Source organism: Amycolatopsis bullii (genome assembly GCF_014654205.1).
Taxonomy (GTDB): domain Bacteria; phylum Actinomycetota; class Actinomycetes; order Mycobacteriales; family Pseudonocardiaceae; genus Amycolatopsis; species Amycolatopsis plumensis.
On record NZ_BNAW01000021.1, the window covers coordinates 1 to 24,350 of the forward strand.

At 71.7% G+C, this 24,350-nt stretch carries 21 protein-coding genes; 14 read left to right on the forward strand and 7 right to left on the reverse strand.

Features of this window, described 5'->3' with window-relative positions:
• A complete protein-coding gene (locus IE317_RS22850) occupies positions 1-516 on the reverse strand; it encodes a hypothetical protein (protein ID WP_229902861.1) in 516 nt (171 codons plus the stop codon).
• Positions 517-632: 116 nt separating this feature from the next.
• Here IE317_RS22850 and IE317_RS22855 point away from each other — a divergent pair, with 116 nt between their 5' ends.
• From IE317_RS22855 to IE317_RS22865, 3 genes are all read left to right on the forward strand, one after another.
• Entirely contained in the window at positions 633-1,631 is a 999-nt protein-coding gene (locus tag IE317_RS22855) for an SDR family oxidoreductase (protein WP_191313294.1), read from the forward strand.
• Between the two features lie 29 nt (positions 1,632-1,660).
• Positions 1,661-2,269: a DUF2231 domain-containing protein gene (locus IE317_RS22860; RefSeq protein ID WP_191313296.1), complete on the forward strand. Its 609-nt coding sequence runs from the start codon at positions 1,661-1,663 to the stop codon at positions 2,267-2,269.
• A gap of 179 nt (positions 2,270-2,448) precedes the next feature.
• Positions 2,449-2,613, forward strand: coding sequence for a hypothetical protein (locus IE317_RS22865; protein ID WP_191313298.1), 165 nt, complete (start codon positions 2,449-2,451; stop codon positions 2,611-2,613).
• On the opposite strand, the gene IE317_RS22870 is transcribed toward IE317_RS22865, so the two are convergent.
• Positions 2,568-5,963, reverse strand: coding sequence for a TM0106 family RecB-like putative nuclease (locus IE317_RS22870; RefSeq protein WP_191313300.1), 3,396 nt, complete (start codon positions 5,961-5,963; stop codon positions 2,568-2,570). The two genes, IE317_RS22865 and IE317_RS22870, sit on opposite strands and share 46 nt — an antisense overlap.
• Before the next feature lie 166 nt (positions 5,964-6,129).
• Between IE317_RS22870 and IE317_RS22875 the strand changes: the two genes are divergently transcribed.
• The 7 genes from IE317_RS22875 to IE317_RS22905 all read left to right on the forward strand — a co-directional run bounded on the left by IE317_RS22875 (position 6,130) and on the right by IE317_RS22905 (position 14,225).
• A complete protein-coding gene (locus tag IE317_RS22875) occupies positions 6,130-8,721 on the forward strand; it encodes an alpha-glucuronidase family glycosyl hydrolase (protein WP_191313302.1) in 2,592 nt (863 codons plus the stop codon).
• Positions 8,722-8,812: 91 nt separating this feature from the next.
• Positions 8,813-9,754 (forward strand): acyl-ACP desaturase, encoded by a 942-nt coding sequence (locus tag IE317_RS22880; protein WP_191313304.1) that lies wholly within the window; start codon positions 8,813-8,815, stop codon positions 9,752-9,754.
• Positions 9,755-9,778: 24 nt separating this feature from the next.
• The gene (locus IE317_RS22885; protein ID WP_191313307.1) at positions 9,779-10,543 is read left to right on the forward strand and encodes an IclR family transcriptional regulator; all 765 of its coding nucleotides are present in this window, start codon (positions 9,779-9,781) and stop codon (positions 10,541-10,543) included.
• A 69-nt stretch (positions 10,544-10,612) separates the two neighbouring features.
• Positions 10,613-11,644 (forward strand): aromatic ring-hydroxylating dioxygenase subunit alpha, encoded by a 1,032-nt coding sequence (locus IE317_RS22890; protein ID WP_191313309.1) that lies wholly within the window; start codon positions 10,613-10,615, stop codon positions 11,642-11,644.
• Positions 11,641-11,802: a hypothetical protein gene (locus IE317_RS22895; protein ID WP_191313489.1), complete on the forward strand. Its 162-nt coding sequence runs from the start codon at positions 11,641-11,643 to the stop codon at positions 11,800-11,802. Before IE317_RS22890 ends, IE317_RS22895 begins: the two co-directional genes overlap by 4 nt.
• Positions 11,799-12,716: a PDR/VanB family oxidoreductase gene (locus IE317_RS22900; protein ID WP_191313311.1), complete on the forward strand. Its 918-nt coding sequence runs from the start codon at positions 11,799-11,801 to the stop codon at positions 12,714-12,716. The genes IE317_RS22895 and IE317_RS22900 overlap by 4 nt, the downstream gene beginning before the upstream one ends.
• Positions 12,717-12,767: 51 nt before the next feature.
• Positions 12,768-14,225, forward strand: coding sequence for a phospholipase D-like domain-containing protein (locus IE317_RS22905; RefSeq protein ID WP_191313313.1), 1,458 nt, complete (start codon positions 12,768-12,770; stop codon positions 14,223-14,225).
• 3 nt (positions 14,226-14,228) lie between these two features.
• Here IE317_RS22905 and IE317_RS22910 read toward each other — a convergent pair whose 3' ends face one another.
• The 4 genes from IE317_RS22910 to IE317_RS22925 form a co-directional block, all read right to left on the reverse strand.
• On the reverse strand, positions 14,229-15,803 hold the full coding sequence (locus IE317_RS22910) for a succinic semialdehyde dehydrogenase (RefSeq protein ID WP_191313315.1): 1,575 nt from the start codon (positions 15,801-15,803) through the stop codon (positions 14,229-14,231).
• The gene (locus IE317_RS22915) at positions 15,800-17,428 is read right to left on the reverse strand and encodes a GMC family oxidoreductase (protein ID WP_191313317.1); all 1,629 of its coding nucleotides are present in this window, start codon (positions 17,426-17,428) and stop codon (positions 15,800-15,802) included. The genes IE317_RS22910 and IE317_RS22915 overlap by 4 nt, the downstream gene beginning before the upstream one ends.
• Before the next feature lie 91 nt (positions 17,429-17,519).
• A complete protein-coding gene (locus IE317_RS22920) occupies positions 17,520-17,978 on the reverse strand; it encodes a dihydrofolate reductase (RefSeq protein ID WP_191313319.1) in 459 nt (152 codons plus the stop codon).
• Positions 17,975-18,772, reverse strand: coding sequence for a thymidylate synthase (locus IE317_RS22925; protein ID WP_191313321.1), 798 nt, complete (start codon positions 18,770-18,772; stop codon positions 17,975-17,977). The genes IE317_RS22920 and IE317_RS22925 overlap by 4 nt, the downstream gene beginning before the upstream one ends.
• Positions 18,773-18,880: 108 nt before the next feature.
• Here IE317_RS22925 and IE317_RS22930 point away from each other — a divergent pair, with 108 nt between their 5' ends.
• The 3 genes from IE317_RS22930 to IE317_RS22940 all read left to right on the forward strand — a co-directional run bounded on the left by IE317_RS22930 (position 18,881) and on the right by IE317_RS22940 (position 22,511).
• Positions 18,881-19,333, forward strand: a complete 453-nt coding sequence (locus IE317_RS22930) for a Fur family transcriptional regulator (RefSeq protein ID WP_191313323.1) — start codon at positions 18,881-18,883, stop codon at positions 19,331-19,333.
• Positions 19,330-21,603, forward strand: a complete 2,274-nt coding sequence (katG, locus tag IE317_RS22935; RefSeq protein ID WP_191313325.1) for a catalase/peroxidase HPI — start codon at positions 19,330-19,332, stop codon at positions 21,601-21,603. The genes IE317_RS22930 and katG overlap by 4 nt, the downstream gene beginning before the upstream one ends.
• A 140-nt stretch (positions 21,604-21,743) precedes the next feature.
• Entirely contained in the window at positions 21,744-22,511 is a 768-nt protein-coding gene (locus IE317_RS22940) for a polysaccharide lyase family 7 protein (protein ID WP_229902863.1), read from the forward strand.
• 37 nt (positions 22,512-22,548) lie between these two features.
• Here IE317_RS22940 and IE317_RS22945 read toward each other — a convergent pair whose 3' ends face one another.
• Complete coding sequence (locus IE317_RS22945) at positions 22,549-23,571, reverse strand: LLM class flavin-dependent oxidoreductase (RefSeq protein WP_191313328.1); 1,023 nt, start codon at positions 23,569-23,571, stop codon at positions 22,549-22,551.
• Between the two features lie 129 nt (positions 23,572-23,700).
• On the opposite strand from IE317_RS22945, the gene IE317_RS22950 reads away from it, so the two are divergent.
• On the forward strand, positions 23,701-24,222 hold the full coding sequence (locus IE317_RS22950) for a hypothetical protein (RefSeq protein WP_191313330.1): 522 nt from the start codon (positions 23,701-23,703) through the stop codon (positions 24,220-24,222).
• Positions 24,223-24,350 lie beyond the last annotated feature (128 nt).

A 24,350-nucleotide genomic window follows, 5' to 3' on the forward strand; every position in this document is an offset into this window, starting at 1 on the left:
CTACACCGATGAGGCCAGGGCGCCCCGGGGGCCGCGCTCGACCCGGCTGGCCGCCGCGACCAGGCCCACCGCCAGCAGCACCGCGCCGGCGACCGCGAACCAGGGCGGCAGCCGGTCGCCGGTGCCGGCGGCCGGGCGGGCCGCGACCAGGAAGACGGCCAGGCCACCACAGGTGAGGACGGCCCCGATCCCGTCGAGGCGGGACGGCAGGCACCGGTCGCGCACCGACCGGATCGCCAGCGCGACGACCAGGCCGCCGGCGAGCACCGGCTGCACGATGGCGACCGGCGCCAGGGCCAGCGCGACCACCTGCAGCACGGTCCCCAGCACCGTCGCGCTCTGCCCCACCATCCACTTCGGGCGGGTCACGAGCAGGCGCAGTTCGACGCCCCGCGCGTGCGCGCTGCTCGAAGCGGCCTCGTGCTGCAGCACCGATCCGACGGCGAACAGGACGGCCGCGCCCGCGGCGACCGACGTCCCGGGGAGAAAGGCGGAGATTCCGGCAGGAAGGGACACCTGGAGCTGGTACCCGCGGCCGGCGCCGGTTATCCGTGCGGCCCGGGATCGGCGTTTGTGCGGCGGTCCCGGCGGTATCCGGGGCCTTCCGGGTCCCCGAACCACGAGGAGGCGTCATGCCCAGACCGGTGTCCGATCAGGTGGTCGTGCTGATGGGCGCGTCGAGCGGGATCGGGCGCGCCGCCGCGCTCGCCTTCGCCGCGCAAGGGGCGCGCGTCGTGTGCGCCGGCCGCACCGAGCGGGCTCTCGGCACGCTGGTCGAAGAGATCACGGCCGCGGGCGGGACGGCACTGGCCGTGCCCACCGACATCGCCGACCCGGACGCCGTCCGCGCGCTGGTCCGGACGGCCGAAACGCAGTTCGGGCGGATCGACACCTGGGTGAACCTGGCCGGTGTGTCGGTCTTCGGCCGCGTCGAGGACATCACCGACGAAGAGTTCGACCGCGTCCTGCGGGTGAACTTCCTCGGGCACGTCCACGGCGTGCGCGCGGTGCTGCCCGCCCTGCGCCGCGCGGGCGGCGGCTCGGTGATCGGCGTGGCGTCGGTCGAGGGCGTGCGGGCGGTGCCGCTGCACGCGCCCTACACCGCCAGCAAGTTCGCGCTGCGCGGCTTCTACGACTGCCTGCGCATCGAACTCGCGCAGGAGGGCGCGCCGATCGCCGTCACCACGATCCTCCCCGCAGCCATCGACACGCCGTTCTTCGAGCACGCGCGCAGCAAGCTCGGCGCGCTGCCGAAGCCCCCGCCGCCGGTGTACGCCCCGGAGACGGTCGCCGACGCCATCGTGTTCGCCTCGACGCACCCCCGCCGCGAGATCCCCGTCGGCGGGGCCTCGATCGGCTTCTTCCTCGGGCAGCGGCTGTCCCCGGCGATGACCGACGCCCTGCTTTCGCTGCGCCGGATCGGCTCGCGCAGCTTCCACAACACGCTGCCCGACAACGGAACCGACAACGTCGACTCCACTGTGGACGAACCGGGGCAGGTCCACGGCAGTCACCCCGGCAAGGTGCTCCGGCGCAGCGCGTTCACCAGGCTCATCGGCACGCTCCCCCGGCCGGGTGACTTGCTCACGGCGGCGGTCTCGCGACGCCACCGCGCGAGGGCCGAGGGTTGAGGGCCGCGCAACCGGGTAGCCACGGCGGTATGGATCCCACGCGCGATGGTCATGGCCGGTCGAAGCCCGCCTGGGCCCACCGGGTGCTGCAGAAAGCCGAAGACGCCGAGGCGCTCGACGGCCCGGCCACCGGGCTCGGGCGGGTGCTGAACGGCGAGAGCGGCGTGACGCGCCAGCTGCGCGGCCACGCGCTGGGGCACCCGCTGCACCCGATCGCGGTGACGGTGCCGATCGGCGCTTGGGTGTGCTCGGCGGTGTTCGACCTGCTCCCGGACGGCCGCGACACAGCACGCCGCCTGATCGCGACCGGCCTGCTGGCCGCCCCGGCGGCGGTGGTGCTCGGCCTGGCCGACTACGCGAACCTGGACGTGCGGCAACGCCGGGTCGGCCTGATCCACGCGGCCGCCAACGCGACGGCGACGGCGCTGTTCGGCGCGTCCTACCTGGCCCGCCGCAGTGGCCGCGGCGGACGGCTCCTGGCGGCGCTGGGCCTGGCGGCGACGAGTGCCGGCGGCGCGCTCGGCGGGCACCTGGCCTACGCGCAGGGTGCGGGGGTGTTCCGCTGGCAGACCCTGGACGACCTGGCCCCGGCCGAACTCGCGGGCGAGCACCCGGCCGCACCCCGGAACCCCGCCTGACCCCGACGGCCGGGATTTGCGCCCGGCACCTCGCTCCCCGGCCCGAACCTGCCGACCGGCCGAAACCCGCCCGAACCCGGCCACCGGACAGCCGCCGCCGACCCGGCCGCACCCCAGCGTCGAACCCGGCCTGACCGGCCCGACGCTTTGATCACCGGCGCCCGGGGTAACCGCCCCCCATGAGCGAATCCGAGAACCGCCCCCTGACCCCCGACGCGCCGGCCCCGCCCGGCACACCCGAACTCGACCTCGACGTGGAAATCCCCGAAGCCGACCGGGAGCGCAAGCAGCCCGGCTCTCAGGACGTCGACGAGGACGCCGGCGAGATCGAACCACCCAGCTGACCCGCCGGCCACGGCCGCGCCGCCGTCATCAGGCCGATCATGCCCGCGACCAGGCGCAGCTGGTCCACCGTCCGGATGTCCGCCTCGACGAGCCGGGGCGAGCACACCAGGACGGCGAGCGCCTGCGCCCGCGACAACGCCACGTTCAGCCGGTTGCGCGACAACAGGAAGTCGAGCCCGCGCGGCAGGTCGACCGCCGACGAGGACGTCATCGTCGCGATCACCACCGGGGCCTCCTGGCCCTGGAACCGGTCGACCGTCCCCACCCGGACGCCCGGGTAGCCCGCCTCCTCAAGGGCCCGGGTCACCGTGCGCGCCTGGAGGTTGTACGGCGCGACGACCAGAACGTCCTTGTCGCCCAGCGGCCGCGGCGCACCGTGGTCCGTCCACAGGCGACCGTGCACTTCGGACACCAGCCGCACGACCTCGACGGCTTCCTCCACCGATCGGGTCGTGTTGCCCTGGTGGTCCACCTCGCTCAGGTACAGCCCCGCGTCGACGCCTTCCAGCGCGCGGTCCGCGGCCGACGGGTGGGCGTGCAGCCGCCCGGCGTAGGACAGGTTCGACACCGGTTCGCACACCGCGGGGTGCATGCGCCGGGTCTCGTCGAGGAAGTAGCCCAGGGACGCCGGCATGATGTCGGCCTCGCCGATCAGGTGGCCCAGTGCCGAGGCCTCCGCTCCGGCCGGGTGCGTGCCCTGCACCACCTGGGGCAGCTGCTGCGGGTCGCCCAGCAGCAGGACGTTGCGCGCGCACATCGACACCGCGAGCGCGTCGGCCAGCGCGAACTGGCCGGCTTCGTCGATGATCAGCAGGTCGAACGGCTCCTCGCGGACCGCCGCGTTCGCGAACGTCCACGCCGTCCCGCCGACCAGGTGCCCCGCGTCGTGCTCCTCGCGCCACTTCACCAGCGCGGGGTTGCTCTTCGGCTGGTCCCACGGCGCGGCCGGGTCCGGCGTCTTCTTCGCGCGCTTGGCGCACGGCAGCTCCGGCGCGCTCTTCTTGGCCGCGCTCAGCACGTTCTCCACGGCCTTGTGGCTGGTCGAGGTGACCGCAACCGTCCGCCCCGCCCGCACCAGCCGGGCGATCAGCCGGCCGGCCAGGTAGGTCTTGCCCGCTCCCGGCGGCCCCTGCACGGCCAGCGCCGACCCGTCGAGCGCCTCGACCGCCTCGATCACGGTGGCCACCAGGTCCTCGCCCGGCGAGGGCAGCGACGCGCCGCCCCGCAGCCGTGGCGGGGTGCGCCGGAGCAGGTCGACGCCGGGGTGGCGCGGCAGCTCCGGGAGCGCGTCGACGACCAGGCGGGCGAGGTCGGCGACCGCCTCGTCCTTGGGTGACGGCCGCACCGGGCTGCCCGGCAGCACCGCGCTGGGCCGGTCGTTCGTGGTCGCGTCCGGCGGGCAGCTCTCCTCCAGGGTCAGCTCCACGGCCGACGCGGCGACGACCTTCGCCTCCCGGGCGGTGTCGCCGTAGCGCAGCCGCACGTCGTCGCCCGGGGCGAACGGGTGCGGCCGGTCGGGGTCGCACGCCAGCTGCAGCGTCCGCTTCGCGGTGCGTGCCCGCCCGGCCGGGGGCACCCACTCCCCCGCTTCCAGCGAGACCGGCACCGCGCAGGCGGTGTCGACCTCGAGATCCCCGAGCGGGGCAGCGAGCTGGCGGAAGTACTCCCACCAGGCCGGGTTCGTCTCACGCCGGTGGTAGCCGACGGACGCGGCCAGCAGCGCGCGGGCCCGCTCGTCGGCGGTGAAGTGGCCGGGGTCGTCCGGCAGGCCGTCCAGCAGCGGGTCGACCAGCGCCGCCAGCTGCGCGGCCCGTTCGGCGCGCCGCTCGGCGGCGACGTCCTCCTCGGCCGCCCGCAGCAGCGCGTCCTCGGCGGATTCCTCGGCCGGCTCCGGGACCTCGATGCCGGCGTCGGCGCGGACCCGGTGCAGGAATTCGAACAGCCGTTGCGCGGAGACGCAGTCGTCCTCGGTGTTCTCGCCGATGCGGCGCAGGACCTCGTCGGCGCGTTCCGGCTCGCCGGACTGCGCGAGCGCCAGGTACTCCTCGTAGGCCTCGACGTCGGACATCGCGGTCTTCCCGCGAGCGCCGGGCTGGTAGAGCGGCTCGAGGTGCCGGATCGAGTACGACCGCTGCGACACGCGCAGCGCCTTGCGCACGACCGCGTGCAGGTCCACGACCGCGCCGCTGCGCAGCAGGTGGTCGACGGTCTCCTCGCGGGTGCCGTGCACCGCCGCCAGCCGCTTGATCGCGGTGACCTCGTAGGGCGCGTAGTGGTAGACGTGCGAGCCCGGGTGCTCGGCGACGCGCGCCGCGGCGAAGTCGACGAACTCCTCGAACGCCCGCCGCTCCTGGGCGCGGCTGTGCGCCCAGAACGGCGTGAACTGCCGGTCGCCGAACGCGCCGAAGAGGTATTCCAGGCCTTCACCGGCGAGAGCGTGCGGGTCGCCGGCCAGGTCGACGAACACGTCACCCGGGGCCGGCGCGGGCAGGGCGGCCAGCTCGGCGGGGTCGACGACCTCGTAGGCGATCTCGCCGGTGGTGTCCTGCCGGACCTGTAGCGCGGCCTGGGCGCGCAGAGTGGCGAACGCCGTCGCGGAGAGGTCCCGTGGCCGGTCGTCCGGGCCGGCGGCGGCGAGCGCGTCGATCGAGCCGAGCCCGGCGGCGACCAGCTTGCGGCGCTGGTCGCCGCGCATCCCGGCGACCAGGGAGAGGTCCCGGTCGGCCTCCCGGGCCGACGCGCAGTGCTGCGCGAACCTGCAGCCGGCGCAGGCCGGGCGTTCGTCGGCCCACAGCGGGACCGGCAGCCGCGGCGGGCGGCTCGCCAGCCGGGTCCGCAGCCGGGCCACCAGCGGCCGGAAGTCCTCGACGCGCAGCGTCCGGGTGCCGCCGCCGGTCAGCCGCAGGTGCAGCTGCGGCCCGGCCGGCCACCCGGCGCGGTCCAGTGCGTCGGCGCACGCCGTCAGCCGGACCACCACGGCGGGCGTCGCCTGGCGGACCGGCTTCGCGTCGTGGACCTCGTAACGGCCGTCGCCGTCCCGGACCAGGAAGTCCGCCTGCGCCGAGAACTCGCCGTCGAGCAGGACGGCCCGGTGGATCACCGGTGTCCCGGCGCGCAACGCCTCCTCCGTCGCCTTCGCGGCGAGCGCGGTGTCCTCGACGTCGATCTCGGCGACCACGCGCCCGGCGGCGCGGAACCCGGCGAGCATCGCTGTCGTGTGTCCGCGCCGCGAATCCGGTTCGGCGGGTGCGGGCCGCGGCGCTCCCGGCAGGCCCGCGGCCAGTGCCTGGTTCAGGATGCTGCGGTGCTCGCAGTCGAGCAGGTCGGCGAGATCGGCTGGCGTGAGCATCGCCGCGAAGTCTGGCACGGCCGATCATCCGGGCCGGAACACGGCGTCCCGACACGCCGAAACTTTCGAGGATTCCCTGCTATATCGCCAATTCTTGACAGCGCGGCCGCACGCCCGGAATAGTGCGGGAACCGAACTAAATACTCGTGAACACGATGGGGGCACGGTGTCTTCCAGCGACGAGAACGAGCAGAGCCGGCTGCGCCGGCGTTCCTTCCTGATCGGCAGCGGAGCTGCCGTGGCCACCTCGGTGTTCGGTGCCGTTCCGGCGCGAGCGACCCCTCCGGGCGCCTTCCCCGCCGACTACGACGGCTCCGACCTGTGGCTGCGCTACGAGCGGGTCGCCGACCCCGGCCTCCTCGCCCGCTACCGGGCCGCACTCGGCGCGATCGTCGTGGAGAACGCCGGCCGGACCAAGGTCCACCGGCACACCGCCAACCTGAGCATGGCCCCCGGTTCCCGCGAGCACCTGGTGGAGAGCACCCTGGAGGCGGCGCGGGACGAGCTCGTCCGGGGCCTCGGCGGGCTGCTGGGGCGGCCCGTGCCGGTGCAGGGCGGGTTCCCCGACCGCGCGGTGATCGTCGGCACCCCGGACAGCTCACCGCTGGTCCGCATGCTCGTTCCCGCGCGCGACCTGGCGCCGCTGGGTGACGACGGCTACCTCGTCCGCTCGCTGTCCCGGGGCGGACACCGGTCGATCGTGATCGCCGGCAACACCGACCTCGCCGCGCTGTACGGGACATTCGCGTTCCTCCGGCGTCTCCAGGCGCAGCAACCCCTCACCGAACTGAAAGTTTCCTCGGTGCCCCGGATCAACCACCGGTACCTGAACTACTGGGAGACCGAGCGCCTCTACGCCGGGAACAACCCCGCGGGCACCGGCGGGCTGGACGGCGAGAACGGCGCGATCTTCGACTTCACCGCCACCGGCGCGTCCGCCGCGCTGAACCTGCCGGTGATCCTCGACCGGTACCTGGTGGCGGCACGGGCGATGGCCTCGGTCGGCATCAACGGCATCACGATCAACAACGTCAACGCCAACAGCTTCTACCTCACCCCGGCCGCCATCGAGCAGGAGGCCGCGCTGGCGGACGCGCTGCGCCCGTACGGGATCAAGCTGGCGGTGTCCATCAACTACGCGGCCCCGACGGACGCCCGGTTCGCACCCGACACCCTCACCCGGGAGGAACTCGATCCCTACAGCGCCAAGTTCCGGGACTGGTGGACGCGCCGGGCCCGGCAGCTGCAGGCCGCCATCCCCGACTTCCTGGGCTTCACCGTCAAGGCGAACTCCGAGGGCCAGCCGGGTCCTCAGGACCTGGGCTACGACCACGGTGACGGCGCCAACGGCATGGCGGCGGCGGTGGCGCCGCTCGGGATGCGGATCTTCTGGCGCACCTTCGTCTACAACGCCGACGTCGACGCCGACCGGCTCAAGCGCGCGTACCTGGAATTCGGCCCCATCGACGAGGAGCGCCAGCCCGACGGCACGATCGGCCGGTTCGCGAAGAACGTCTTCCTGCAGACCAAGAACGGCCCGCTCGACTACCAGGCCCGGGAGCCGGCCAACCCGCTCTTCGGCCGGATGGAGCACACCAACCAGGCCATCGAACTGCAGATCACCCAGGAGTACACCGGCCAGAACACGATGCTGTGCTACCTCGGCCCGCTGTGGGAGGAGGTGCTGAAGTCCGACACGTACGCCACCGACGCGCACGGCAAGCTGCTGGAGAAGCGCCTGGTCGGCCACGTCGTGGACGGCACCGCCCAGTGCCACCCGGACAGCGCCATCGTCGGCGTGGCCAACTTCGGCAACGCGGACAACCTGACCGGGCACCACTTCGCGCAGGCGAACCTGTACGCCTTCGGCAGGCTGGCGTGGGACTGGACCCTCGACGCCCGCGGCATCGCCGAAGACTGGGTCCGGCTGACGTGGAGCAACCGCGACTTCGTCGTCCGGACCATCGTGGCCATGATGATGGGCTCCCGGGAGGCGCTGGTCAGCTACCAGACTCCGCTCGGCGTCGCGCACCAGTTCCGGTCCAGCGACCACTACGGCCCCAACCCCGCCGAACGGCTCGCGCGGGACGACTGGAGCCCGGTCTACTACAACAAGGCCGACGCCGCCGGGCTGGGCTACGACCGCTCTCCCACCGGCAGCGGCTTCACCGCGCAGTACTTCCCGGTGCTCGCGGCCCGGTACGCCGACATCGACACCGTCCCCGAGAACCTGCTGATGTGGTTCCACCACGTGCCGTGGGACCGGCGGCTGCGCTCCGGCCGGATCTTCTGGGACGAACTGGTGTACCGCTACCAGACCGGCGTCCACTACGTGTCGTGGCTGCGCCGGGCCTGGGATGCCCTCGAACCGCACGTCGACGCCCGGCGCTTCGCCGAGGTCAAGGCCAAGCTCGCCGCCCACGAGGCCGACGCGGGCAGCTGGCGCGACACCTGCGTGCGGTACTGGCAGGGGTTCAACGGCCGGCCCATCCCGACCGACGGGCCGTTGTCGATCAAGATCATGGTCGGCGGCCGGACGTTCGGCGGCTTCGACGCCGGGGCGCCGTCGTCCACCGTTCCGGTCGCGGCCGGCTCGTCGCCGAAGATCACGAGGGTCGTGCCGGCCGATCCGGCCGCGAGGTGCGAAGTCCTTTCGCAGGCTCGCGGCGTTCCCGGGCAGGCTGTGGTGCGGGTCACCTCGATGAGCTTTTTCGGCCCCATCCTCAAGGATTACGTCTTCGAGCTGGTGCCCGGCTGAGGCACCCGGGAACCCGCGGGTGCCCGCGTCCGTTGTCGTTTCCTACGGCACCGTAAGTTACGGTCGCGTAGGTACGGAAGGACGTTGCCCGATGCCGGTCCCCGAAACCACCCGCCTGCTGCACGAACTGGAAGGCACGGTCGAAGAGAACCTCAACCGGCACCTCGCCGCCGCCCAGGACTGGATGCCGCACGAGTACGTCCCGTGGAGCCAGGGGCGCGACTTCGCCGACCTGGGCGGGGAGGCGTGGGATCCGGAGCAGTCCCGGGTGAGCCCGATCGCGCGGACGGCCCTCGAGGTCAACCTGCTCACCGAGGACAACCTGCCCAGCTACCACCGCGAGATCGAGCGCGCGTTCGGCCGCGACGGGGCCTGGGGCACCTGGGTACACCGGTGGACGGCCGAGGAGGGCCGCCACGGCATCTGCATCCGCGACTACCTGCTGGTCACCCGCGCCGTCGACCCGGTCGAGCTGGAACGGATGCGGATGGAGACCATGCAGGCGGGCTACGACACGGGTGACAAGCCGCTGCTCAACGTCTGCGCGTACGTCTCCTTCCAGGAGCTGGCGACCCGGCTCTCGCACCGCAACACCGGCCGCTACACCCAGGATCCCCTGGCCGAGAAGCTGCTGGCCCGGGTGTCCACGGACGAGAACCTGCACATGGTCTTCTACCGCAACCTCGTCAAGGCGGCGCTGGAGATCTCGCCGGACGCGATGATGCGCGCGATCACCGACGAGGTGCTGAACTTCGCGATGCCGGGCGCGGTGATCCCGAGCTTCCAGCGCAAGGCGGCGCTGATGGCCAAGGCCGGCATCTACGACCTGCGCATCCACCACGACGACGTCGTCCAGCCGCTGCTGCGGTACTGGAAGGTCTTCGACCTGACCGGCCTCGGCGCGGCCGGGGAAGCCGCGCGGGAAGAACTGGCGACGTTCGTCAAGGGGCTCGACACGCAGGCGTCCCGGTTCGAGGAACGCCGGGACGCCGCCGCGGCGCGCCGGGCCGCGCGGGGCATAGTGGACCTCTAGCCCGCGCATCCGCCGGAGGTCGCCGTGCCGCACCGAGGTCGCGTTCCCGGCGCCACCGGGCCGGTGCTGGGCCGCGCGCTGCGGGTACTGGAAGCTTTCTCGCCGGACCGGCCGGCGCTGCGGCTGACCGAGGTCGCGCGCCGGGCCGGGCTGCCGGCCGCGACGGCGCACCGGCTGCTGCGCGAGTTCTGCGACTGGGGCGCGCTGGAGCGTGACGAGGCCGGCGTCTACCGGGTCGGCCTGCGGCTGTGGGAGCTGGGCTCGCTCGCGCCGCGGGGCCTCGGCCTGCGGGAACTCGCCCTGCCGTTCCTCGAGGACCTCTCGCAGATCACCCGCGAGAACGTCCAGCTCGCCGTCCGCGAAGGCACCGAGGTCGTGTACATCGAGCGGATCGCGGGCTCCGGGGCGGTCCCGGTCCTCACCCGCGTCGGCGGCCGGTTCGCCCTGACCGCGACGGGCGTCGGGCTGGTCCTGCTCGCCCACGCGCCCTCGGCGGTGCAGGAGGAGGTGCTGGGCGGTCCGATCGAGCGGTACACGAGTTCGACGGTGACCGACCCGGACCGCCTGCGGCACATGCTCGCCGACGTCCGGACGCACGGGTTCTCCATCAGCGAGCGCCAGGTGACCCTGGACGCGCTCTCGGTCGGCGCACCGATCCACGACGCGCGGGGGCAGGTGGTCGCAGCGGTGTCACTCGTGGTCCGGTACGGCAGCGTGGCGCCGCACGCGCTCGCCCCGCTGGTGATGACCAGCGCCCGCGCGATTTCCCGAGCGCTTTCCATCTTATGAAATAGCCCTTCGTGGCACCCGGTTCGCTGCCCCACGCTGTGACCCGGCCCACCACGAAAGGACGACCCGATGAGCGCCATTCCCCGCGACCAGTGGTACGTCGCCGCCTACGGCTCCGAGATCGGCACCGAACTGTTCGGCCGCACCATCTGCGGGGAACCGATCCTGTTCTGGCGGACCCGGGACGGAAGCGTCACCGCGATGGCCGACCGGTGCGTGCACCGGCGCTTCCCGCTGTCGCAGGCGCCGTCCCGGCTGGTCGACGACCGGGTCGTCTGCGGCTACCACGGCTTCACCTACGGCGTGGACGGCAAGTGCGTGGCCGTGCCCGGGCAGACGCGGGTGCCGCGGACCGCGCGGCTGACGCGCTACCCGCTGGTGGAGCAGGACTCCTTCGTCTGGGTGTTCATCGGCGATCCGGCGAAGGCGGACGCGGCGCAGATCCCGCGGGCGCCCTGGCTCGACTCGCCGGGCTACACCACCGTCCGCGGGATGGAACCGCTCAAGGCGCGGTACTCGCTGCTGGTGGACAACCTGCTGGACCTGTCCCACGAGACCTACCTGCACGGCGGCTACATCGGCACCCCGGAGGTCGCCGAAACGCCGATCACCACCGAGGTCGACGAAGAGGCCGGCGTCGTCTACGTCTCGCGGCACATGGCCGACGCGGCGTGCCCGCCCTTCTACGCGAAGTCGACCGGCCTCGAAGGCCGCATCACGCGCTGGCAGGACATCGAGTACACGCCGCCGTGCCTGTACAAGCTGCACAGCCGCATCGCGCCGGTCGGGTCCGTGCCGAACCCGGACGGCAGCGACCCGGACGCCTTCCACGTCGAGGTCGTGTACGCGATCACGCCCGAGACCGAGCACTCGACGCACGACTTCTGGGCGGTGGCCCGCGACTTCGCGTTGGACGACGAAGGGGTTTCGGCGTTCCTCGCGGAGAACAACCGCACGGTCGTGCTGCAGGACGTCGAAGCCCTCGACGTCCTCGAGCGGGTCATCGCCACCGAACCGGACGGATACCAGGAGCTGTCGATCAACATCGACACCGGCGGCCTGGCGGCCCGCCGCATGCTGCAGCGGATGGCGGCATCGTGAACCGGCCGATGCTCGCGGGAGACCGCGTCTACCGCATCCACTGGGTGCTCGGCACCGACCGGCTGCGCGCGGTCTGCCACTGCGGCGCCGAGCGTGAGTTCGAAGACCCCGTGCAGCTGTGGGACTGGCTGCTCGCCCACCCCGAAGGACACCGATGACGTTCGAACTCGTGGTGGACCGCAAGGAAAAGCCGGCGGACGGCGTGGTCCGGCTGACGCTCCGCGCTCCCGGCAGCGGTTCGCTCCCGCCGTGGGAGCCGGGTGCGCACATCGACCTGCTCCTGCCCGGCTTCGTGCGGCAGTACTCGCTGTGCGGCGACCCCGCGGACAGGTCGGCGTACGTCGTGGCGGTGCTGCGCGAGCCCGAGGGCCGCGGCGGCTCCGCGTACGTGCACGACTCGCTGGCCGAGGGCGACCGGGTTCAGGCCGAGGGCCCGCGCAACCACTTTCCGCTGGTGGACGCCGAGCGGTACCTGTTCATCGCGGGCGGCATCGGCATCACGCCGATCCTGCCCATGCTCGACCAGGTGGCCCGCTCCGGCCGCGAATGGCAGCTGGTCTACGGCGGCCGGACGCGTGCGTCGATGGCGTTCGCCTCCGAGCTTTCCGTGCACGGCGACCGGGTGACGTTCCGCCCACAGGACGAACACGGCCTGCTGGACCTCCCGACGCTGCTGACGGCGGCCCGCCCGGGCACGGCGGTGTACTGCTGCGGCCCGGAGCCGCTGCTGGCGGCACTGGAGGCGCTCGGCCCGCAGGACCTGCACGTCGAGCGCTTCAAGCCGCTTCCGGAGCTTGGTGAGCGGGCGGCGTTCGAGGTCGAGCTGGCCGGGTCGGGGCGGGTGCTGCCGGTGCCGGCGGACCGGTCGATCCTCGAGGTGGTCGAGGAAGCCGGGGTGCCGGTGCTGTCGTCGTGCCGCGAGGGGACGTGCGGGACGTGCGAGACCGGCGTGCTGGGCGGTGAGCCGGACCACCGGGATTCGGTGCTGACGGCGGAGGAGCGGCTGGAGAACGAGGTGATGATGCTCTGTGTGTCACGGGCGTGCTCGCCGCGGCTCGTGCTCGACCTCTGACGCAGCGTCACTGCACGGCGAACCCGGCCGATCTGTAGTGATATGGGACAGGTGACGACGTTTCACTCCTTCGTGGACAAGGTGGACGAGCGGCTCGGTGACGGGCTCGAGCGTGTCCTGTGCGCCCACCACCAGCGGCGGCTGCGCCGGCTCGGCTGGGGTGACGTGCTGGGCCCGGGCGGCGCGGACGACCCGCTCGGCGGCCGGGCGCCCGTCCGGGACGGCAACCGCGTCGAGGTGCTGATCGACGGCGAGGAGTCGCTGCCCGCCGTGGCCGATGCCATCCGGCACGCGAAGTCGCACGTGCACCTGGCCAACTGGCACGCCAGCGCCGACTTCCGGCTGACGCGGGAGCCCGGGTCACCCACCCTGCGGGAACTGCTGGCCGAGGCCGCCGGGCGCGGGGTCGAGGTGCGGGTCCTGCTGTGGGCGGGGCCGCCCTTCCCGGCCTTCCAGCCGTCGCGGAAGCTCGCGCGGTCCGAACGGCGGAAGTTCACCGAAGGCACCGATGTGCGCTGCGTCCTCGACGCCCGTGAGCGGACGATGCACTGCCACCACGAGAAGCTGGTGATCGTCGACGACGCCGTCGCGTTCGTCGGCGGGGTGGACTTCACCGCGCTGGAAGGCGACCGGCACGACAGCCCGGACCACCCGCCGCGGACGATCGGGTGGCACGACCTGATGGCGCGGATCGAAGGGCCCGCCGTCGCCGACGTGGCCGTGCACTTCAAGCGGCGCTGGACGGAGGTGGCGGGCGAGGCCCTGCCCGAACCGGCGGTCCCGGACCCCGCCGGCAGCAGCCGGGTCCAGCTGCAGAAGACCGTCCCGAACAACACTTACGACTTCCTGCCCAAGGGCGAGTTCACCATCCTCGACGGCTACCTGCGCGCGCTGCGCTCGGCGCGGCGGCTGGTCTACCTGGAGAACCAGTTCCTGTGGTCGCCGGAGATCGCCGAGGTCCTGCTCGACAAGCTGCGGAATCCGCCGGCCGACGAGTTCCGCGTCGTCCTGCTGCTGCCGCGCAAGCCGAGCAACGGCTCGGACACCACCCGCGGCCAGCTGGGCTGCCTGCTCGACGCCGACGACGGCCACCACCGCCTCCTCGCGACGACGATCAGCGCCCACGACGGCGACGCCTCGGCGCCGGTGTACGTGCACGCCAAACTCGGCATCGTCGACGACGAGTGGCTGACCATCGGCTCGGCGAACCTCAACGAGCACTCGCTGTTCAACGACACCGAGGTCAACATCGCCACCGACGACCCGGAGGTCGCCCGCGGCACGCGGCTGCGGCTGTGGGCCGAACACCTCGGCCACCCGGTCTCGGAGCTGGAGAACCGGGAGCCGGCGGACATCGTCGACAACCTGTGGCGGCCGCTGGCCGAGGAGCAGGCCGAGCGGGAACGCCGCGGTGAGCAGCGCACCCACCGGCTGGTCCTGCTGCCGGGTGCCTCCCGCCGCGCGGCCCGGCTGCAGGGTCCGTTGCGCGGGCTGCTGGTCGACGGGTGAGCGCTACCGGATCCGCAGCTTCCGCATCAGCTTCAGCCCGGAGAGCATGTTTTCGACGTACTTCTCGTACCCTTGCCCCGGCCGCGGGCCCATCACCTGCTTCTTCAGCACGGCCAGGTTCTTCACGTCCGTGTACTTGAGCAGCCCCTGATCGCCGTGCCGGGCGCCGACGCCGGAGTTCTTCACCCCTCCGGACGGTGTGCCCTTCGCCGCGTACGCGGTCGCGAGGATGTCGTTGACGTTCACGTTGCCGGACTCGATGCGCGCCGCCACCGCGCGCGCCGCCGTGACGTCCGCGCTCCAGACCGAGGCGTTCAGGCCGTAGTCCGTGTCGTTGGCCAGCGCCACCGCTTCGTCGACCGTGCGGTACTTGTGCAGCGCCACCACCGGCCCGAAGGTTTCCGTGACGCCGCAGAGCATGTCCGTGGTGACGCCCTCGAGGATCGTCGGCTCGAAGAAGGCCGGGCCGAGGTCGGGCCGCGGCCGGCCGCCGCACAACACGGTGGCCCCCTTGGCGACCGCGTCGTCCACATGGGACTTGACCCGGCGCATGTGGTCGACCGAGACCAGGGAACCCATGTCGGGACCGAAGTCGTAAGCCGCGCGGACGTCGAGGGCCGAAGCCGCCGCCACGAACGCCGTCTTGAACTCCTCGTACCGGGACTCCGGCAGGTAGATCCGCTCGATGTGCATGCAGATCTGGCCCGTGTTGCCGAACGCCCCGAAGATCGCGCCCTGGACGGTTTCGGCGAGCGAAGCGTCCTCGAGCACGATCATCGGGTTCTTGCCGCCGAGCTCGAGGCAGCAGCCGATCAGGTTGCGGCCCGCGCGCTCGCCGATCACCCGGCCGGTCGCCGTCGAACCGGTGAACATGATGTAGTCGGCGTGGTCGATCAGCGTCGGGCCGACATCGGGCCCCTCGCCGCAGACCACCTGGAACAGCCCCTCCGGCAGGCCCGCCTGCTCCAGCAATCGGATGCCGTAAAGCGGTGAGAGCGCCGTCTTGTTGTCCGGCTTGAGCACGACCGCGTTGCCGGCCATCAGCGCCGGCACGGCGTCGGAAATCCCGGTGGCGAACGGGAAGTTCCACGGCGCGATGATCCCGACGACGCCCTTGGGCTGCCGGATCTCGGTCGAGGACGTCAGCAGCGGCACCGGGCCGGCGCGCTTGGCAGGCGCGAGCAACCGGGCCGCCCGCTTCAGGTAGTGGCTCATCACCATCGGCGGGTCGCAGGTCTCCTCGATCGCCATCCGCCGGTTCTTGCCGCTCTCCACCTGGATCAGGTCGGCGACGGTCCGCGCGTGCCCGACGAACAGCGCGTGCGCCCGCCGGAACACCGCCAGCCGCTCCTTCACCGGCGTGGCCGCCCACTTCAGCTGGGCTTCGCGCGCGACGGCGAACGCCCGCTCGATGTCTTCCGGCGTCGACTGCGGGAGCTCGACGAGCAGCTCGCCGGTGTAGACCTCGGTGAGCTTCCAGGTCGCTCCGGAGGACCCGGGCACCCGCGCCACGAGCTGCCGGAGGAACGCGTCGGTGATCGACGCCGGACGGGTGAGGGCGAGCGGCGTGACGGTCATGACCGGCTCCCGAGGACGAGCTGGGCGCCCATTTCCCCGATCATGATGCAGGGCGCGTTGGTGTTGCCGCCGGTGATCGACGGCATGATCGAGGCGTCGCAGACCCGCAGGCCCTCGACGCCGCGCACGCGCAGGTCGGGGCCGACGACGGCGAGCTCGTCGACGCCCATCCGGCAGGTGCCGACGCCGTGGTAGACCGACGTCGCGCGGTTGAGGATGGCGTCGCGCAGGGCTTGGCCCTTGAGGTCCTTGCCGGGGTGGATCTCTTCCTTGACCGCGCCCTTGAACGCCTTGGACGCGAAGATCTCGCGCACCATCTCCGAGCCTTCGCCGAGCAGCTCGAGGTCGGCCGGGTCGGAGAGGTACTGGAAGTCGATGTCCGGTGCCGCGGCGGGATCGGCCGAGGTGAGCCGCAGCGTGCCGCGGCTCTTCGGGTAGATGAGCGTGGTCAGCACGGTGAGCGCGGGGCGCTTGTCGACGTCGTGCCGGATCGGCGCGTCCTGGTTGGGCGACACGTAGGCCCACGGCAGGAGGTGCAGCTGGAGGTCCGGGATCGCCCCGGCCTGCGAGGTCCGCAGGAACGCGACCGCCTCGAAGACCGAGTTCGCGAGGAACGTGGTGCCGGGGCGCAGCAGCTCCCGGGCCAGTCCGCGGGCGAAGTACGGCGCCGTGCCCTTGTTCTTGCTGGTCGTCACGTGGAACGTCAGCGCGTGGAACATGTGGTCGTGCATGTTGTCGCCGACGGGCAGGTCGGCGACGACGTCGATGCCGTGTTCCTTGAGGTGCTCGGCGTGGCCGACGCCGGAGAGCATGAGCAGCTGCGCGGAGCCGATGACGCCGGCGGAGAGGATGACCTCCTTGCCGGCCCGGATGGTGCGCCGTCGCCCGCGGTCGAGGACCTCGACCCCGACGGCGCGGCCGTTCCGGATGAGCACCTTCTCGACCAGCACCCGGTCCTGGAGTTCCAGCGTCGGGGGCGCGAGGTGGTGGAGGTAGCCGCGCGAGGCGCTGTAGCGCAGGCCGTCGGCGGCGTTCTGCTGCATGCGGCTGACGCCCTCTTGGGACTCGGCGTTGTAGTCGTCGAGGATCTTGCAGCCGAGCGCGTCGGCGGTGGCGTCGACGAACTGCAGCGATGCCTCTTGGGGGTTCTTCGCGCGGGTGACCCGGATCGGCCCGCCCGCGCCGCGGAAGGCGTTCTCGCCGTCTTCGAAGTCCTCCATGCGCTTGTAGGCGGCGTTGACGCTGTCGGCGTCCCAGCCGGTGTTGCCCTCGGCGCCCCAGGAGTCGAAGTTGGCGCGGTTGCCGCGGACGTAGACCATGCCGTTGATGGAGCTGGAGCCGCCGACGACCCGCCCGCGCGGCACCGGCATCCGACGATCGAGAACGTGTTTCTGCGGAACGCCGTAGAAGCCCCAGTCGAGCGGTTTCTTGAGCTGCGGCACGGCGTGCATGGGTCCGACGAGCCCAGGTTTCTTCACCAACAGCTGCTCGTCGCTCTTGCCGGCTTCGAGGACGATCACGCTGGCCCCGGCCTGCGCGAGCCGTCCCGCGATCGCCGCGCCCGAGCTCCCCGACCCGACGACGACGTAGTCGGCCTCGTCGCCGCGCGCCGCCCTTTTCGCCATGTCCGCTCCTCGCTACGACCGGCTGGAACTGGAACGTGTTCTAGTTCCAGTCACCGTATAGCGCGATGGTCCACGTCGGCAAGTGCGGGCTTCAGCCCCAGGTGAGGAAGCGGTAGTGCAGGCCGGTCGAGGACTCCAGCCACTCCCCCACGGAGTCCGCCGGCCGCCCGACCTCGGGTGCGTACGTGTCGCCGTCGAAGGACTCCCGCAGCTCGGTGACGACGATCCGGTCCGCGAACGGCAGCGCCGCCCGGTACACCGCCGCCCCGCCGATCACCCACCGGTCACCGGACCCCGCGGCCAGCGCCGAAGGCAGGTCCGGGAACGTCTCGACCCCCTCCTGCGGGGTCGCCGACAGCACGAGGTTGCGCCGGCCCGGCAGTGGCCGGAACCGCGGCGGCAGCGACTCCCACGTGCGGCGCCCCATCAGCACCGCCCCGCCCGCGGTCACCGCGCGGAAGTGCTTGAGATCCTCCGGCAGGTGCCACGGCAGCTCGCCGTCGCGCCCGATGACGCCGTTCGCCGACTGGGCCCAGATCAGCCCGATCACACCGCCACCGGCGCCTTGATGCCCGGGTGCGGGTCGTAGCCGTCGAGCGCGAAGTGCTCGTAGGTGTAGTCGAACAGGCTGTCCGCCGGCTTCAGGTCGAGCGTGGGGAACGGCCGCGCGTCACGGGCGAGCTGCGTGCGGACCTGGTCGACGTGGTTGTCGTAGATGTGGCAGTCCCCGCCCGTCCAGATGAAGTCGCCGACGCCGAGGCCGACCTGCGCGGCGATCATGTGCGTCAGCAGGGCGTAGCCGGCGATGTTGAACGGCACGCCGAGGAACAGGTCCGCGCTGCGCTGGTACAGCTGGCAGGACAGCTCGCCGTCGGCGACGTAGAACTGGAAGAACGCGTGACACGGCGGCAACGCCATGCGCGGGATGTCGGCGACGTTCCACGCGGACACGACGATCCGCCGCGAGTCCGGGTTCTCACGCAGCGTGCGCAGGACCTCCGCGATCTGGTCGATGTGCCCGCCGTCCGGGGTCGGCCACGACCGCCACTGGACGCCGTAGACCGGCCCCAGGTCGCCGTCGGCCGCCGCCCACTCGTCCCAGATCGTGACGCCGTGCTCCCGCAGCCACGAGACGTTCGCGTCGCCGCGCAGGAACCACAGCAGCTCGTAGGCGATCGAGCGGAAGTGGACTTTCTTCGTGGTGATCAGGGGAAAGCCTTCGGACAGGCGGTAGCGCAGCTGGTGCCCGAAGATCGACCTCGTGCCGGTGCCGGTACGGTCGCCCTTGCGGGCGCCCGTGTCGAGGACGTGGCGGAGGAGGTCTTCGTACTGCGTGTCCGGCATGCCCGGGACTCTAACCGTGCCGCTGACTCAGCGTGAACCCCGGTTGCGCCACTCGACTAAGGGACCAAAACTTGACCCATTCCAGAAAAGGTCCTAGGGTCGGCGGCGATGTCAGACTTCGAAGCGCAGTTGCGGGCGGTCTCGCTGCGGGTCACCCGGCCCCGGCTGGCCGTGCTGGCCGCGCTGCGCGACCATCCCCACGTCGACACCGAAACGGTGATCGACCTGGTGCGCGCCGAGCAACCGACGGTCTCGCACCAGACGATCTACGACGTGCTGCGGGCGCTCACCGAAACCGGGCTGATCCGGCGGATCCAGCCGGCCGGGGCGAACGCCCGCTACGAGGCCCGGGTGGGTGACAACCACCACCACGTCGTGTGCCGTTCGTGCGGGGCGATAGCCGACGTCGACTGCGCCGTCGGCCACACCCCCTGTCTCACCGCTTCGGACGACCACGGTTTCGTGATCGACCAGGCGGAGGTCGTCTATTGGGGCACCTGCCCCGACTGCGCGGCCGAGCGTCTCCGCAATGATTCGCCGCTCCCGGAAGGAAGTAAATGAGCTCCACCCAGGACAACCCGTCCAGCGCGCAGGGCGTGGACAAGAAGGCGGCGGCCGGTTGCCCGGTCGCGCACGACTCGGTGACCTCGCACGGCAGCGAGAGCGAAAACCCGGCGATCGACTCGCCGAAGCCGAAGACGGGCGGACGTCCGCGCACCAACAAGGACTGGTGGCCCAACCAGCTCGACCTGTCCGTGCTGCACGCGCACTCCCCGAAGGGCAACCCGCTCGGCGAGAACTTCAGCTACGCCAAGGAGTTCGCGAAGCTGGACGTCGAGGCCCTCAAGCGCGACATCACCGAGGTGCTCACCACCTCGCAGGACTGGTGGCCCGCCGACTTCGGCCACTACGGCGGCCTGATGATCCGCATGAGCTGGCACGCCGCGGGCACCTACCGCATCCACGACGGCCGCGGCGGTGCCGGTGACGGCAACCAGCGCTTCGCCCCGCTCAACAGCTGGCCGGACAACGCGAACCTGGACAAGGCGCGCCGCCTGCTGTGGCCGGTGAAGCAGAAGTACGGCCAGAAGATCTCGTGGGCCGACCTGCTCGTGCTCGCCGGCAACGTCGCCCTCGAGTCGATGGGCTTCAAGACCTTCGGCTTCGGCTTCGGCCGCGTGGACGTCTGGGAGCCCGAAGAGATCATCTGGGGCCCGGAGGACGACTGGCTGGGTGACGAGCGCTACGTCAGCGACTCGGAGATGGCGCCCGAGGTCGGCGCGACCGAGATGGGCCTCATCTACGTCAACCCCGAAGGCCCCCGCGGCAGCGCGGACTTCGAGGCCGCGGCCCACTTCATCCGCGAAACCTTCGCCCGGATGGCGATGAACGACGAGGAGACCGTCGCCCTCATCGCCGGTGGCCACACCTTCGGCAAGACCCACGGCGCCGGCATCGCCGACGACCACGTGGGCCCCGAGCCGGAAGGCGCGAACCTCGAGGCCCAGGGCCTCGGCTGGCTGAGCACGCACGGCACCGGCAAGGGTCCGGACACGATCACCAGCGGCCTCGAGGTGACGTGGACGGACAAGCCGACCGAGTGGAGCAACCGCTTCTTCGAGATCCTCTTCGGCTACGAGTGGGAGCTCACCACCAGCCCCGGCGGCGCCAAGCAGTACGTCGCCAAGGACGCGCCGGAGATCATCCCGGACCCGTACGACCCGAACAAGAAGCACAAGCCGACGATGCTCACGACGGACCTGTCGCTGCGCTTCGACCCGGTCTACGGCCCGATCTCCCGCCGGTTCCTGGAGAACCCGGACGAGTTCGCGCTGGCCTTCGCCAAGGCCTGGTACAAGCTGCTGCACCGTGACATGGGCCCGGTCAGCCGCTTCCTCGGGCCGTGGGTCGCCGAGCCGCAGCTGTGGCAGGACCCGGTCCCGGCCGTCGAGGGCGAACTCGTCGGCGACGCCGACATCGCCGCCCTCAAGGCGAAGGTCCTGGAGTCCGGCCTTTCGGTCTCCGAGCTGGTTTCCACCGCGTGGGCGTCGGCCGCGAGCTTCCGCTCCACCGACAAGCGCGGTGGCGCCAACGGGGCCCGGATCCGCCTGGAGCCGCAGCGCAACTGGGAGGTCAACCAGCCCGAGCAGCTCGGCAAGGTGCTGGAGGTCCTCGAGGGCGTCCAGCGCGAGTTCAACGAGGCAGGCGGCGCGCAGATCTCGCTCGCCGACCTGATCGTGCTGGCCGGCTCGGCCGCCGTCGAGAAGGCGGCGCGCGACGCCGGCGTCGAGACGACCGTGCCGTTCCACCCGGGCCGCACCGACGCCTCGCAGGAGCAGACCGACGTCGACTCGTTCAAGGTGCTCGAGCCGCGTGCCGACGGGTTCCGCAACTACCTGCGCTCCGGCGAGAAGCTCCAGCCGGAGGTGCTGCTCGTCGAGCGCGCCTACATGCTGGGCCTGTCCGCGCCCGAGATGACCGTCCTCGTCGGCGGCCTGCGTTCCCTCGGGACCAACCACGGCGGTGCCGCGCACGGTGTCCTCACCGACCAGCCGGGCGTGCTCACCAACGACTTCTTCGCCAACCTGCTCGCGCCGGGCACCAAGTGGAAGGCGGCGGAGTCGGCGGAGAACGTCTACGAGATCCGCGACGTGACGACCGACGAGGTCAAGTGGACCGCCACCGCGGTCGACCTGGTCTTCGGCTCGAACTCGCAGCTGCGGGCGCTGGCCGAGGTCTACGCCAGCGACGACGCCCGTGAGAAGTTCGTGGCGGACTTCGTGGCAGCCTGGACGAAGGTCATGGAGCTGGACCGCTTCGACCTCGCCTGATCGGAGCATCGACGGGCCCGGCCGGTTTTCCGGCCGGGCCCGTTCGCGTGGGCGGCGATCTTGACATCGGGTGAGCGCCGACCTACCGTGAGTCCCACGCCGCCGGGTTGTCCAGACCATTTATCGTGAAGGGACACCCGATGATGCGTGTTCGTGCCCTGCTCGCCCTCCTGGCGATCCCGGCCCTGGCCGCGGCCACCGCCTCCCCCGCGCTCGCGGCGGACCCGTCCGTGGCCCCGGGCGGCAACTTCGACCTCTCGGTCTGGCAGCTGCAGGAACCGGTCGGCTCGCCGGGCAGCCCGACGACCATCTCCTCCTCCCGGCTCCAGGGAGCGAACGGCTTCCAGGACAGCTACTTCTACACCGACACCCGCGACGGTGCGATGACGTTCTGGGCGCCGGAAAAGGGCGTCACCACGCCGAACTCGAACTACGCGCGCTCGGAGCTGCGCGAGATGAACCGCGACGGCTCGGCCGCGAACTGGTCGCTGAGCGGGTCGCACAAGCTGAGCGCGACCCTGCGCGTGGTCTCGGTGACGTCGAACGTGTGCGTCGGCCAGGTGCACCTCGGCACCGGCGGCTCGTCGACGAAACCGCTGCTGGAGCTGTACTACCGGGCGAGCGGCGACATCGTGCTGGGCACCGAGAACTCCCCCGACGGCGGGCAGACGGCGCACACCGTCGGCCACGTCTCGCTCGGCAAGACGTGGACCTACACGATCGGCATCTCCGGCGGCAACACCATCGACCTCACGGTCAACGGGAGCACCACGCACTACGGCATCCCGTCGTCGTTCAACCCGTACAAGCAGTACTTCAAGGCCGGCTCGTACAACCAGTCCTCTTCGGACAGCACGACGAAGGGGGCCCGGGTCGCCTTCTACGGCCTGAAGGTCACCCACGGCTGACGAAGGGCGGCCCGGCCGCCACCGGGCCGCCGTCGCATCACCGCCAGCCCAGCTCCGGGGCCACGTGGGTGAGGATGTTCTCCAGCACGTGCGCGTTGTAGTCGACGCCGAGCTGGTTCGGGATGGTGAGCAGCAGCGTGTCCGCGGCCTGGATGGCCTCGTCCTCCTTGAGCTGCCGGACGAGCTCGTCGGGCTCGCCCGCGTAGGAGCGGCCGAAGATCGCGCGGGTGTTCTCGTCGATCATGCCGACCTGGTCGCGCGAGTGGCGGTCGCGGCCGAAGTACGCGCGGTCGGTGTCGTTCGTCAGCGCGAAGATGCTGCGGCTGACCGAAACCCGCGGCTCCCGCTCGTGGCCGGCCTCGGTCCACGCCTCGCGGTAGGCCTCGATCTGCTTGCGCTGCTGGACGTGCAGCGGCTCACCCGTCTCGTCGTCCTTGAGCGTCGAGCTCTGCAGGTTCATGCCCAGCTTCGCCGCCCACACGCCGGTGGCGTTCGAACCCGAGCCCCACCAGATGCGGTCGCGCAGGCCCTCGGAGTGCGGCTCGAGCCGCAGCAGGCCCGGCGGGTTGGCGAACATCGGGCGCGGGTTCGGCTGCGCGAAGCCTTCGCCGTCGAGCAGCTTGAGGAAGACTTCGGTGTGCTGCCGGGCCATGTCGGCGTCCGTCTCGCCCTCCCCGGGGGCGTACCCGAAGTAGCGCCAGCCGTCGATCACCTGCTCGGGGGATCCCCGGCTGATACCGAGCTGGAGCCGGCCGCCGGAGATCAGGTCGGCGGCGCCCGCGTCCTCAATCATGTACAGCGGGTTCTCGTAGCGCATGTCGATCACGCCGGTGCCGATCTCGATCTTCGACGTCCGCGCGCCGATCGCCGCGAGCAGCGGGAACGGGCTGGCCGCCTGCCGCGCGAAGTGGTGCACGCGGAAGTACGCGCCGTCCACGCCGAGCTCCTCGGCGGCGACCGCCAGGTCGATCGACTGGTGCAGGAAGTCGGCGGCCGACCTCGTCTCGGAGTGCGCGCTCGCCGACCAGTGGCCGAACGAAAGGAAGCCAATCTTCTTCACACCCGCTCAGACGTCCGGCGAACGGGATTGATTCCCCGGTGTGAGCGGACCGACGGGTCGCTCGTTCCGGTGAATCTCCGCCCGTCCGCGGCCCGGCCGGGTACTCCGCTGCAAACGAGGAGGAGACGCATGCCCGACAACGACCTCACCGGATTCCTCATCATCGGACTGGTGTTCGTGGTGGCCGACGGCCAGGTGCTCTACCGCGGCGGACGGCGCTACCTCAGCGGGCCGGAGGGCGGGGAGGGGACCGGCTCGCTGGCCTGGATGGTGGTGACCGTCTTCCACCTGGTTTCGTTCGGCGTGCTCGCGCTGCTCTCGGTCGTCGGGCCGCAGTGGTCGGGCTCGACGGCCGCGCTGGTCGGCCGGCTGGGTGTGTTCCTGCTGCTGATGGCCGTGGCCCACGTGCTGACGCTGGCCGTGCTCGCCCGCCGCCGTCAGGACCGGATCGTCGAGGAGCACTTCCAGGACCGCGACACCGAACGGCCGGTGACCGAGACCGCCTACGTCCGGCCGGCCACCGAGGTGGTCGTCGAGCCGGCCGCGACGGACCCCGCGTGGCGCCCTGCCGTCACCCCGGTGCCCGGCCAGGACGGCCCGCACCCGCGGGTGGCTCCCGATCTCGGCAACCACGGCCCGTACCGCACCTGACCTGCACCGCGGCGTTCACCGGATCGAAGGAATCCACCCCGCTTCGCCCTGCCGCCCCCCGCCGGGCGTGATTGGATCTTGCCCGGCCGGTGCGCAAGGAAGGAAAACTGCGGTGCGAACGTCCCGAG